General features: G+C 60.5%; 9 protein-coding genes. 1 reads left to right on the top strand and 8 read right to left on the bottom strand.

Annotated elements, in window-relative coordinates:
• Positions 1-228 precede the first annotated feature (228 nt).
• A complete protein-coding gene (locus tag BSF44_RS24810) occupies positions 229-540 on the bottom strand; it encodes a YqfO family protein (protein WP_095945760.1) in 312 nt (103 codons plus the stop codon).
• A 20-nt stretch (positions 541-560) separates the two neighbouring features.
• Entirely contained in the window at positions 561-4457 is a 3897-nt protein-coding gene (gene purL / locus BSF44_RS24815; RefSeq protein WP_095945761.1) for a phosphoribosylformylglycinamidine synthase, read from the bottom strand.
• A gap of 285 nt (positions 4458-4742) precedes the next feature.
• Between purL and mltF the strand changes: the two genes are divergently transcribed.
• Positions 4743-6203: a membrane-bound lytic murein transglycosylase MltF gene (mltF, locus tag BSF44_RS24820; protein WP_095945762.1), complete on the top strand. Its 1461-nt coding sequence runs from the start codon at positions 4743-4745 to the stop codon at positions 6201-6203.
• Positions 6204-6329: 126 nt separating this feature from the next.
• Here the strand turns inward: mltF and pdxJ are convergent, their stop codons facing one another.
• The 6 genes from pdxJ to lepA all read right to left on the bottom strand — a co-directional run bounded on the left by pdxJ (position 6330) and on the right by lepA (position 12408).
• A complete protein-coding gene (pdxJ, locus tag BSF44_RS24825; protein ID WP_095945763.1) occupies positions 6330-7073 on the bottom strand; it encodes a pyridoxine 5'-phosphate synthase in 744 nt (247 codons plus the stop codon).
• Between the two features lie 49 nt (positions 7074-7122).
• A complete protein-coding gene (recO, locus tag BSF44_RS24830) occupies positions 7123-7806 on the bottom strand; it encodes a DNA repair protein RecO (protein ID WP_095945764.1) in 684 nt (227 codons plus the stop codon).
• A 173-nt stretch (positions 7807-7979) separates the two neighbouring features.
• On the bottom strand, positions 7980-8882 hold the full coding sequence (gene era / locus BSF44_RS24835; protein ID WP_007973959.1) for a GTPase Era: 903 nt from the start codon (positions 8880-8882) through the stop codon (positions 7980-7982).
• Positions 8875-9564, bottom strand: a complete 690-nt coding sequence (gene rnc, locus BSF44_RS24840; protein WP_008053221.1) for a ribonuclease III — start codon at positions 9562-9564, stop codon at positions 8875-8877. Before rnc ends, era begins: the two co-directional genes overlap by 8 nt.
• A gap of 184 nt (positions 9565-9748) precedes the next feature.
• Positions 9749-10603: a signal peptidase I gene (lepB, locus tag BSF44_RS24845; RefSeq protein WP_095945765.1), complete on the bottom strand. Its 855-nt coding sequence runs from the start codon at positions 10601-10603 to the stop codon at positions 9749-9751.
• Between the two features lie 5 nt (positions 10604-10608).
• The gene (lepA, locus tag BSF44_RS24850; protein ID WP_095945766.1) at positions 10609-12408 is read right to left on the bottom strand and encodes a translation elongation factor 4; all 1800 of its coding nucleotides are present in this window, start codon (positions 12406-12408) and stop codon (positions 10609-10611) included.
• Between the last annotated feature and the right edge of the window lie 96 nt (positions 12409-12504).

Below are 12504 nucleotides of genomic sequence, written 5' to 3' on the forward strand. Positions count from 1 at the left end.
ATGCATTCTTTATCGGCGCTTGGGTGAAAGGAGGAGGGGCGAAATCTCCCACGGTCTGTACTGCGCTAACAGTCAGAATCGAGCCTTGTCCCTCCTCCTCCCTTCAAGTCCTACCATACAAGCGAGCTTGCTCGCGATGAGGCCCTCACTGACACCACTGAATCCTGAGCAACAAAAAACCCGCTGAAATCACTTTCAGCGGGTTTCTCATTTCAGCAGCCAGGAAGATCAGAAATCCTCCAACCGCCACACTTCATAAGCCGGTGTCTCGTAGGGATGGCTCTGTTTCAGAGCCGCCACCACCGAGCGAATCAACTCATCGGCCACCACCAGCTCAACCTTCCATTCCTCGACCTGTTCGACCTGCCCTGCCTCGCCAATGAACGGCTGACTGCCATCCAGTGGGCGAAACTGGCCCAGGCCCGACACCTGCCACGCACAGTGGTCGTAAGCACCGATCCGCCCGCCACCGGCGGCGAATACGGCACTCTTCACGTCTTCGACGTGACTGGTTGGAACGAAAAAGCTGAGCTTGTACACGGCGCTTAGTTCACCCGCTTTTAGTTTACCCAGACCCGAGCATTACGGAACATACGCATCAGCGGTGCATCTTCGTTCCAGTCATCGGAGCGCCACGAGTTCTGCACGGCGCGGAACACACGTTCCGGGTGCGGCATCATGATGGTCACGCGACCGTCGCGGCTGGTCAAACCGGTGATCCCGCGCGGCGAGCCGTTCGGGTTGGCCGGGTAGCTTTCGGTGACTTTGCCGTGGTTGTCGACGAAACGCATCGCCACGCAACCGGACAGATCGGCTTCCAGCAGTGCTTCTTCGCTGGCGAACTCGGCGTGGCCTTCGCCGTGGGCGATGGCGATCGGCATGCGCGAACCGGCCATGCCTTGCAGGAAGATCGAGTTCGATTCCTGGATCTGCACCATGGCAACGCGGGCTTCGAACTGCTCGGAACGGTTGCGCACGAAGTGCGGCCAGAACTCGCTGCCCGGGATCAGCTCATGCAGGTTGGACATCATCTGGCAACCATTGCACACGCCGAGGGTGAAGCTGTCGTTGCGTTCGAAGAAGCCCTGGAACGCATCGCGGGCACGGCTGTTGAACAGTGCGGATTTCGCCCAGCCTTCACCGGCACCCAGTACGTCGCCGTAAGAGAAACCACCGCAAGCGACCATGCCCTTGAACTCGTTCAGGTCGACACGGCCGGCCAGAATGTCGCTCATGTGCACGTCGATCGCGTTGAAACCGGCGCGGTCGAACGCAGCCGCCATTTCCACCTGACCGTTGACGCCCTGCTCACGCAGTACGGCAACCTGTGGGCGAATGCCTTTCTTGATGTAAGGCGCGGCGATGTCCTGGTTGATGTCATAGCTCAGCTTGACGCTCAGACCCGGGTTGTCTTCTTCCAGCAGTACGTCGAATTCCTGTTCGGCGCAGTCGGCGTTGTCACGCAGACGCTGGATCTGATAGCTGGTCTCGGCCCACTGGCGTTGCAGCAGACGACGCTGGCCTTCGAACACGGTGTCGCCGTTGAAGGTGATGCTGATCTCGCCGTTGTTCATCGGCTGACCGATCACCGACACGCAGTCGCCCAAACCGGCAGCGCTGAACTGCGCGAGGATGTCCGGGGTAGCATCCTGGCGAACCTGGATCACGGCACCCAGTTCTTCGTTGAACAGGATGGCAGCGATGTCGGCGGAGGTTTCCGCCAGACCGTCGAGGTTCAGGCTCAGGCCACAGTGACCGGCGAAGGCCATTTCCACTACGCTGGTCAGCAGACCACCGTCGGAACGGTCGTGGTAAGCCAGCAGGTGGTCGTCGGCGTTGAGGCCCTGGATCACCGCGAAGAAGGCTTTGAGGTCTTCGGCGTCATCGACGTCCGGCGCCTGCTTGCCGAGCTTGCCGTGAACCTGTGCCAGGATCGAGGCGCCCATGCGGTTCTGGCCATGGCCCAGATCGATCAGGATCAGGTCGGTGGTGCCCTTGTCCATGCGCAGTTGCGGGGTCAGGGTCTGACGGATGTCAGTCACTGGCGCGAAACCGGTCACGATCAGGGACATTGGCGAAGTCACGGACTTGTCCACGCCTTCGTCGTTCCAGCGCGTGGCCATGGACATCGAGTCCTTGCCCACGGGAATGGTGATGCCCAGCTCAGGGCACAGTTCCATGCCGACCGCTTTCACGGTGTCGTACAGGCGTGCATCTTCACCCGGGTGACCGGCAGCGGACATCCAGTTCGCCGACAGTTTGATGTCGGAGATCTTGCCGATGCGCGATGCCGCGATGTTGGTCAGGGTTTCGCCAATGGCCATGCGGCCCGACGCCGGAGCGTCCAGCAGTGCCAGCGGAGTACGCTCGCCCATGGCCATGGCTTCACCGGTGTAGACGTCGAAGCTGGTGGCGGTGACGGCAACGTCGGCCACCGGAACCTGCCACGGGCCGACCATCTGGTCACGGGCCACGAGGCCGGTGATGGTGCGGTCGCCGATGGTGATCAGGAAGCTCTTGCTCGCCACGGCCGGGTGATGCAGGACGCGCTCGACGCAGTTGGCGATGTCGAGGGTCGACGGATCGAAATCGTCGCCCAGTTCGTTTTCACGAACCACCGAACGGTGCATGCGCGGGGCTTTGCCCAGCAGCACTTCCAGTGGCATGTCCACCGGGCTGTTGCCGAAGTGGCTATCCGTGACAGTAAGCTGCGGTTCGGCGGTGGCTTCACCGACTACGGCGAACGGGCAACGCTCGCGTTCGCAGATCGCCTTGAAGCGCTCGAAGTCAGCCGGACCGACCGCCAGAACGTAACGTTCCTGGGATTCGTTGGACCAGATCTCGTGCGGGGCCATGCCCGGCTCGTCGTTTGGAATGTTGCGCAGTTCGAAACGACCACCGCGGTCGCCGTCGTTGACCAGTTCCGGGAAGGCGTTGGACAGACCACCCGCACCCACGTCGTGGATGAAGCTGATCGGGTTCTTGTCGCCCAACTGCCAGCAACGGTCGATGACTTCCTGGCAGCGACGTTCCATCTCAGGGTTTTCGCGCTGTACCGAAGCGAAGTCCAGGTCCGCCGAGCTGGTGCCGGTGGCCATGGAGGAAGCCGCGCCGCCGCCCAGGCCGATCAGCATCGCCGGGCCGCCGAGCACGATCAGCTTGGAGCCGACCAGGATCTCGCCTTTCTTGACGTGTTCTTCACGGATGTTGCCCATGCCACCGGCCAGCATGATTGGCTTGTGGTAGCCACGAACTTCGTCACCGTGCGGGGTGGTGATCGATTGTTCGAAGGTACGGAAGTAGCCGGTCAGGGCCGGACGGCCGAATTCGTTGTTGAACGCAGCGCCGCCCAGCGGGCCTTCGATCATGATGTCCAGCGCGGTAACGATGCGCTCGGGCTTGCCGTACGGCACTTCCCACGGCTGTTCGAAGCCCGGGATCTGCAGGTTCGACACGGTGAAACCGGTCAGGCCGGCTTTCGGCTTGGCGCCGCGACCGGTGGCGCCTTCATCGCGGATCTCGCCACCGGAACCGGTGGATGCGCCCGGGAACGGGGCAATCGCGGTCGGGTGGTTGTGAGTCTCGACCTTCATCAGGATATGCACCGGCTCCTGCACCGCGCCGTACTGGCGGGTCTCAGGGTCCGGGAAGAAACGCCCGGCCACGGAGCCGACGATCACCGAAGCGTTGTCCTTATAAGCCGACAGAACGCCTTCGCTGTGCATCACGTAGGTGTTCTTGATCATGCCGAACAGGCTTTTTTCCTGGCTCTCGCCGTCGATGTCCCAACTGGCGTTGAAGATCTTGTGACGGCAGTGCTCGGAGTTCGCCTGGGCGAACATCATCAGTTCGATGTCGTGCGGGTTGCGCGAAAGGCCGACGAAGGCGTTGACCAGATAGTCGATCTCGTCTTCGGCCAGGGCCAGGCCCAGCTCGGTGTTGGCTTTTTCCAGCGCGGCGCGGCCGCCACCCAACACGTCGATCGCGGTCAGGGGTTTCGGTTCGGCGTGGCTGAACAGGCCGGCGGCCTGTTCGAGGTTGCCCAGGACGATCTGGGTCATGCGGTCGTGCAGACCGTCGGCGATCAGCTGGGCTTCAGCGTCGCTGAACTGGCCGGCCACGTAGAACGCAATACCGCGCTCCAGGCGCTGGATTTTCGCCAGGCCACAGTTGCGGGCGATGTCGCTGGCTTTGCTCGACCATGGCGAGATGGTGCCGAAACGCGGCAGCACCAGAAACAGACGACCGGTCGGTTCCTGTACCGGAACGCTTGGACCGTACTTCAGAAGGCGCGCAAGCACCTGCTGTTCGTCGCCGGTCAGGACGCCGGTAACTTCGGCGAAGTGAGCGAATTCAGCATACAGGCCACTGACAGCCGGAACCTTCTGGCTCAGTTGCTCAAGGAGTTTGCTGTGGCGAAAGGCAGAAAGGGCAGGAGCGCCGCGCAGGATCAACATCTTCGGGACAGCCTCGGGAAGGGGTGTGCTTTGAGGCCGTGCATTCTAGCCTAAACAGGCCGCGACATCACCCGAAACGCTACGCACGGTTGCACTCGGGTGTCGATCTGTGTTTCTGCCTCGAAAGTCAGGTTAATGGGGCGTGTGGCGACAGCTTATTTTTGCTGTAACAAAATGCAGACAAAGCCCATTCCTGCGGGGTTTCGGTCGGTTTTGGGATCTCTAGCAGACAACCCCCTCGCTGTCGAGATATGGCGCCCGTGGTCCTTTGCGTATACTGCGCAGATGTTTTTCCCAACGGCTTTGCGTCCGCGGTACGCCAAATGGCTGATCGCAACCGGACTCTTCCTGATGCTCGGTGGCTGTGTTGATAAACCCAACACGCTCGAGCGCGTAAAGGAGGATGGTGTGCTGCGGGTGGTTACCCGAAACAGCCCCGCCACCTACTTTCAGGATCGCAACGGTGAAACCGGCTTCGAATACGAGCTGGTGAAGCGCTTCGCCGACGATCTGGGGGTCGAGCTCAAGATCGAGACCGCCGACAACCTCGATGACCTGTTCAACCAGGTCGGCAAGCCCAATGGCCCGGTGCTGGCGGCGGCCGGCCTGGTCAGCAGCGAAGAGCGCAAGAAGCAAGTGCGCTTCTCCCATTCCTACCTGGAAGTCACCCCGCAGATCATCTACCGCAACGGCCAGTCCCGGCCGACCGATGCGAAGGATCTGGTGGGCAAGAAGATCATGGTGCTCAAGGGCAGCACCCATGCTGAACAACTGGCGCAGCTGAAACAGAAATTTCCCGGCATCGAATACGAAGAGTCCGACGCAGTCGAGGTCGTCGATCTCCTGCGCATGGTGGACGAAGGCCAGATCGACCTGACACTGGTCGACTCCAACGAAGTGGCGATGAACCAGGTGTACTTCACCAACATCCGGGTCGCCTTCGACCTCGGTGACGCCAGCAACCAGAGCTGGGCCGTCGCCCCGGGCGACGACAACAGCCTGCTCAACGAAATCAATGATTACCTCGACAAGGTCAAGAAGAACGGCACGCTGCAACGTCTCAAGGACCGCTACTACGGGCATGTCGACGTCCTCGGCTACATGGGTGCCACCACCTTTGCCCAACACTTGCAGCAACGCCTGCCCAAGTACGAACAGCACTTCAAGGCCTACGCCAAGAAGGAGAAAGTCGACTGGCGCCTGCTGGCGGCCATCGGGTACCAGGAATCGTTGTGGCAACCGGCGGTCACGTCCAAGACCGGCGTGCGCGGCCTGATGATGCTGACCCAGAACACCGCGCAGGCCATGGGCGTGTCCAACCGCCTGGACCCCCGGCAGAGCATCATGGGCGGCGCCAAGTACCTGGCCTACATGAAAGACCAGCTCGACGATTCGATTCAGGAACCGGACCGGACCTGGTTTGCCCTGGCAGCCTACAACGTCGGCAGCGGCCACCTCGACGACGCCCGCAAACTGGCGGCCAAGGAAGGGTTGAACCCGGACAAATGGCTGGACGTGAAGAAGATCCTGCCGCGCCTGTCGGAAAAGAAGTGGTACAGCAAAACCCGTTACGGCTACGCCCGTGGCGGCGAACCGGTGCATTTCGTGGCGAACATCCGTCGCTACTACGACATCCTGACCTGGGTCACGCAGCCGCAGCTTGAAGGCGATCAGGTCGCCGAGGGCAAACTGCTTGTTCCGGGGATCGACAAATCAAAACCGGCCCAAGAGCCAGCCCCGCTCTGACAGACGCCTTTAACCAAATGTGGGAGCCAGCCTGCTGGCGATAGCGGTTCATCATTCGACATCTTTGTTGACTGACACTCCGTTATCGCCAGCAGGCTAGCTCCCACATTGGTTTTGCGTTGTTGCTTAGGCCTTGGCAGCAGCCAAGATCAGGGCTTTCATTTCGGACACGGCGGATTTGAAGCCCACGAACAGCGCATGGGCCACCAGCGCATGGCCGATGTTCAGCTCGTTGATGCCCTTGATCGCCGCCACGGCTTCAACGTTGTGATAGTGCAGGCCATGGCCGGCATTGACGATCAGGCCCTGGGCCAAACCAAACGCAACGCCATCGGCCACCCGCTTGAGTTCTTCGGCGACTTCGGTCGGGGTCTCGGCATCGGCATAACGCCCGGTGTGCAACTCGATGGCCGGGGCGCCGACACGGCGGGAGGCTTCGATCTGGCGCTCATCGGCATCGATGAACAACGACACTTCGGAGCCGATCTTCGCCAGACGTTCGACCGCCGCCTTGATCCGCGCTTCCTGCCCCGCCACGTCCAGGCCGCCTTCGGTGGTCAGCTCCTGACGGGTTTCCGGCACCAGGCAAATGTGCGCCGGGCGGATGCGCTCGGCGAACTGCATCATTTCTTCGGTGACGCCCATTTCGAAGTTCATGCGGGTTTGCAGCACGTCCTTGAGCAGCAGAACGTCGCGCTCCTGAATATGCCGACGGTCTTCGCGCAGGTGCACGGTGATGCCGTCGGCACCCGCCTCTTCCGCGTCCAGTGCTGCCTTGACCGGGTCCGGGTAACGGGTGCCCCGGGCCTGACGCAGGGTGGCAACGTGGTCGATGTTCACGCCAAGAAGAATACGGGTGCTGGTGGTCACGGAAGCGCTCCAGAAGAAGAGAAAGTTCGGTGCACAGCATACGGTGTGATCAGGGCTTGCGAAACAGCTCGCGACTGACGAGTGGACGGCCGCCCAGGTGAACGGCCAACGCCTGGCGCATCAAGCGCTTGGCGGCGGACAGAGCGCCGGGGGCGGACCAGTCGGCTTCAGCCATGGCCAACAGCTCGGCACCATTGAACAGGCCCGGCTGCAGCAGATAGACCCGTTCAAGCCCCGCATCCACTTGCAGGCGGTAGAGGCCGTCCGGCGCGATGGGCTGATCATGAACATCAGCAGTCAGGGAAAACCCGTAGCCGAGGTCATCGAGCAAGCGCCACTCGAAGGAGCGCAGCAAGGGCTCCAGTGGGCGACCTTCGGCCAGGGCCAACAAAGTGGCGGCGTAATGATCGAACACCGATGGGAGCGGATCTTCAGCGGGCAGCAGGCGAATCAGCAGCTCATTGAGATAAAGCCCACTGAACAGCGCCTCGCCGTTGAGCCAGGTGGAAACCCCGGCACTTTCCATGCGCCCGACGTTCTTCAGCTCGCCCTTGCCCCGGAACTCGACTTCCAGCGGCACGAATGGCCGCGCCAGCGTCCCGGCCTTGCCCCGCGCACTGCGCAATACCGCCCGCAGCCGACCTTGCGGCGTGAGGAAGTCCACCAGCGCACTGTTTTCACGGTAGGCGCGGGAATGCAGGACATAGGCGGGTTGGGCGATGGGTTGGGACATGGAAATCGCAGATCTCAATGAGTGAGCACGGTATTACTGACAACCCCAAAACCACTGTGGGAGCGAGCCTGCTCGCGATGGGGGACTAACATTCAACAGAGTTGTTGACTGACAGACCGCTATCGCGAGCAGGCTCGCTCCCACAGGGGATCCTCGTACATCCAGATCAGGTATTACAAGTCGCCATAACCCAACGAACGCAACGCACGCTCGTCATCGGACCAGCCACCCTTAACCTTGACCCACAGGTTGAGCATGATCTTGGAGTCGAACAGCAGCTCCATGTCCTTGCGCGCTTCGGTGCCGATGCGCTTGATGCGCTCGCCCTTGTCGCCAATGATGATTTTCTTCTGGCCATCGCGCTCGACGAGGATCAGGGCATGGATGTGCAGGGTCTTGCCCTGCTGCTTGAACTCTTCGATTTCAACGGTGATCTGGTACGGCAGCTCGGCGCCCATCTGGCGCATGATTTTCTCACGCACCAGTTCGGCGGCGAGGAAACGGCTGCTGCGGTCGGTGATCTGGTCTTCCGGGAAGAAGTGATCGTTTTCCGGCAGGTGCTCGGCGATCACGCGCTCCAATGCATCGAGGTTATGCCCGTGCTGTGCGGAAATCGGGATGATCTGCGCGTTCGGCAACTGCTCCTGCAACCAGCTCAGGTGCGGCATCAGCTCGGCTTTGTCTTCGATGCGATCGGTCTTGTTCAACGCCACGATCAGCGGGCCGGTCACGTACTGGACGCGCTCGAGAACCATCTGGTCCTCTTCGGTCCACTTGGTGCGGTCGACCACGAAGATCACCACGTCGACGTCCTTCAACGCCGCCGAAGCGGTCTTGTTCATGTAGCGGTTCAGGGCCTTCTCGCCACCCTTGTGCATACCGGGGGTGTCGACGTAGATCGCCTGCACATCGCCCTCGGTCTTGATACCGAGCATGTTGTGACGGGTGGTTTGCGGTTTGCGCGAGGTGATCGCCAGCTTCTGACCCAGGATGTGGTTCAGCAGCGTGGACTTGCCCACGTTCGGACGGCCGACGATGGCAACATAGCCACAGCGAGTTGCGTTTGTATCAGTCATTGCCATTCTCCACACCCAGGGCAATCAGTGCTGCGGCGGCCGCTACCTGTTCGGCAATACGACGGCTCACACCCTGACCTCGGCTTTTTTCATTCAGTAAGATGATTTCGCATTCGACGAAGAACGTCCGGCAATGCGGCTCACCCTGGATATCCACCACTTCGTAACGCGGCAGCTCACAACCACGGGACTGCAGGAATTCCTGCAGGCGGGTCTTTGGATCTTTGTTGGTGTCGACCAGTGTCAGGCCTTCGAACTCGCCAGCCAGCCAGGCGAGCACACGCTCGCGGGCCATTTCCATGCCGGCATCGAGGTAGATCGCACCGATCAGCGCTTCGAGGGCATCGGCCAGAATCGACTCGCGACGGAAGCCGCCGCTTTTCAGCTCGCCGGAACCCAGGCGCAAGTATTCGCCCAGATCGAAACCACGGGCCAGTACGGCCAGGGTCTCACCTTTGACCAGACGCGCGCGCAAACGCGACAACTGGCCTTCGCGAGCCAGCGGGAAACGCTCGAACAGCGCCTCGCCGGCGACGAAGTTGAGAATGGCGTCACCGAGGAATTCCAGGCGTTCGTTGTTACGCCCGGCAAAGCTGCGGTGAGTCAGGGCCAGGACCATCAGTTCCTGATCCTTGAAGGTGTAGCCGAGCTGACGCTCTAGACGGCTTAAGGAGACGCTCACGGTTTACCCACGCTGAGTTCGTGGCTGGATTCCACCGCCATCGCCGTAAGTTGGCGCAGGCTTGGGACAATTAAAGCTGTGTTCAAAAATAACGTCCTGAATATCATTGTTTTCATGCCTCTGGCGCCCATTGTGCCGGCTCCAGAAATGCATTCGGCGCTGTGTTCAACAGCGCCGTGTCTGATTACTTGATCAGGCCAACCCGCGAGAAATTCGGCAGGTGGCTGAGTTTGGGTTCCGGCCAGCTCATCCAGACCGCAAAGGCCTTGCCGACGATATTCTTGTCGGGAACCATGCCCAGCAGATCCTTGGGAATGTTCGGATCATCCCAGTAGCGACTGTCGTTCGAGTTGTCGCGGTTGTCGCCCATCATGAAGTAGTGCCCGGCCGGCACGGTCCACGAATGGTCCGGCATGGCCCGGTAGCGGCTCATTTCCTTGCGGATCATGTGCTCGGCCGCACCGAGTTTTTCCTTGTAGAGCTCGGCGCTGCCCAGCGTGCCCGGCTCGGAGCCGACCAGTTGCTCGGCAATCGATTGACCGTTGACGAACAAGCGCTTGTCGGCGGTGTAGCGAACCGTGTCGCCCGGCAAGCCAACCACACGCTTGATGTAGTTGACGTTCGGGTCGCTCGGGTAGCGGAACACCATCACATCGCCGCGCTGCGGGTCACCGACATCGATGACTTTTTTGTCGATCACCGGCAAGCGGATCCCGTAGGAAAACTTGCTCACCAGGATGAAGTCGCCGACATCCAGGGTTGGCTTCATCGAACCGGAAGGAATCTGGAACGGTTCCACCAGGAACGAACGCAGCACCAGCACGATGAACAACACCGGGAAGAACGACTTGCCGTATTCAACCAGCAGCGGCTCTTTGTTCAGCTTCTCGACCACGACCCTGTCAGGCTGGCTGACGCTGCCCTGATAGGAGGCGATGGCGGCACGCCGGCGCGGGGCCAGGACCAAGAGATCGAGCAACGCCAACAGGCCGCAGACGAACACGGCAATGACCAGCAACAGCGGGAAATTTAGCGACATAGGACCTAACTATCCAACCTGAGCACTGCAAGGAAGGCTTCCTGTGGAATTTCCACGTTGCCGACCTGCTTCATGCGTTTCTTACCGGCCTTTTGCTTTTCCAGCAGCTTCTTCTTACGGCTGACGTCACCACCGTAGCATTTGGCCAATACGTTCTTTCTGAGCGCCTTGACGGTCGTCCGCGCCACAATCTGCCCGCCAATGGCGGCCTGGATTGCCACGTCGAACATCTGCCGCGGAATCAGTTCTTTCATCTTCTCGGTCAACTGGCGACCTTTGTAGTGCGAGTTGTCGCGGTGCACGATCAGCGCCAGGGCGTCGACCTTGTCACCGTTGATCAGCACGTCCAGTTTCACCAGACTGGCCGATTGATAACGATCGAAATGATAGTCCAGCGAAGCATAGCCGCGACTGGTGGACTTCAGACGGTCGAAGAAGTCCAGTACCACTTCGTTCATCGGCAGGTCGTAGGTCACTTGTACCTGGGAGCCGAGGAACAGCATGTCAACCTGCACACCACGTTTTTCGATGCACAGGGTAATGACGTTGCCCAGGTGCTCTTGCGGCACAAGAATATTGGCCCGCACGATCGGTTCACGCATGTCTTCGATCGAGGACAGGTCCGGGAGCTTCGACGGGTTATCGACGTAGATCGTCTCGCCGGTCTTGAGCAGCAGCTCGAAGATTACCGTCGGCGCCGTGGTGATCAGGTCCAGGTTGTACTCGCGCTCCAGGCGCTCCTGGATGATTTCCATGTGCAGCATGCCGAGGAACCCGCAACGGAAACCGAAGCCCAGGGCGTCGGAGCTTTCCGGGGTGTATTGCAGCGACGAGTCGTTCAGGGTGAGCTTTTGCAGCGCTTCGCGGAAGTCTTCGAAGTCGTCGGAGCTGACCGGGAACAGACCGGCGTAAACCTGCGGCTGAATACGTTTGAAGCCTGGCAGTACATCAACGTCCGGCGTCGAGCTCAAGGTCAGGGTGTCGCCCACTGGCGCACCGTGAATGTCCTTGATGCTGGCGATGATGAAGCCCACTTCACCGGCCTTGAGGTCAGCGGTAGGGGTGTGCTTCGGGTTGAATACACCGACGCTGTCCACCAGGTGGATCTTGCCGGTGGACTTGACCAGGATCTTGTCGCCCTTCTTCACACGACCGTGGCGCACGCGTACCAGGGAAACAACGCCCAGGTAGTTGTCGAACCAGGAGTCGATGATCAACGCTTGCAGCGGATCTTCGTAGTTGCCGGTCGGTGCAGGAATGGTGGCGACCAGGCGCTCGAGCACTGCGTCGACGCCCAGGCCGGTCTTGGCCGAGCACTCGACCGCGTCGGTGGCATCGATGCCGATGATTTTTTCGATTTCTTCTTTGACGCGGTCCGGATCGGCCTGTGGCAGGTCGATCTTGTTCAGCACCGGCATCACTTCCAGGCCCTGCTCGATCGCGGTGTAGCAGTTGGCGACCGACTGCGCCTCGACGCCTTGACCGGCATCGACCACCAGCAGCGCGCCTTCACAGGCAGCCAGCGAACGGCTCACCTCATAGGTGAAGTCAACGTGGCCGGGGGTATCAATGAAGTTCAGCTGGTAGTTGATACCGTCGCGAGCCTTGTAATACAGGGTGACGCTGTGCGCCTTGATGGTGATCCCGCGTTCACGCTCAAGGTCCATGGAGTCCAGGACCTGGGCTTCCATTTCACGCTCGGCGAGGCCGCCACACATCTGGATGAAGCGATCGGCCAGCGTCGACTTGCCATGGTCAATGTGGGCGATGATGGAGAAATTGCGGATATGACTCAAATCACTCACGGATCAACACTCAAAAAGGCTGCAGGCATGGCCCGCCGAAAAATAGCCGGGAATTGTACCTGATCCACGGCGCAAGCGTCACGTTCGCAGGTCAGA

Origin of the sequence: Pseudomonas sp. ACN8 (assembly GCF_002303925.1) — a bacterium.
Lineage (GTDB): Bacteria > Pseudomonadota > Gammaproteobacteria > Pseudomonadales > Pseudomonadaceae > Aquipseudomonas.

Excerpts from the sequence above, each read along its gene's own strand:
- purL (WP_095945761.1), bottom strand. The coding sequence starts at position 4,457 with ATGTTGATCCTGCGCGGCGCTCCTGCCCTTTCTGCCTTTCGCCACAGC.
- mltF (WP_095945762.1), top strand. The coding sequence starts at position 4,743 with ATGTTTTTCCCAACGGCTTTGCGTCCGCGGTACGCCAAATGGCTGATC.
- recO (WP_095945764.1), bottom strand. The coding sequence starts at position 7,806 with ATGTCCCAACCCATCGCCCAACCCGCCTATGTCCTGCATTCCCGCGCC.
- era (WP_007973959.1), bottom strand. The coding sequence starts at position 8,882 with ATGACTGATACAAACGCAACTCGCTGTGGCTATGTTGCCATCGTCGGC.
- lepB (WP_095945765.1), bottom strand. The coding sequence starts at position 10,603 with ATGTCGCTAAATTTCCCGCTGTTGCTGGTCATTGCCGTGTTCGTCTGC.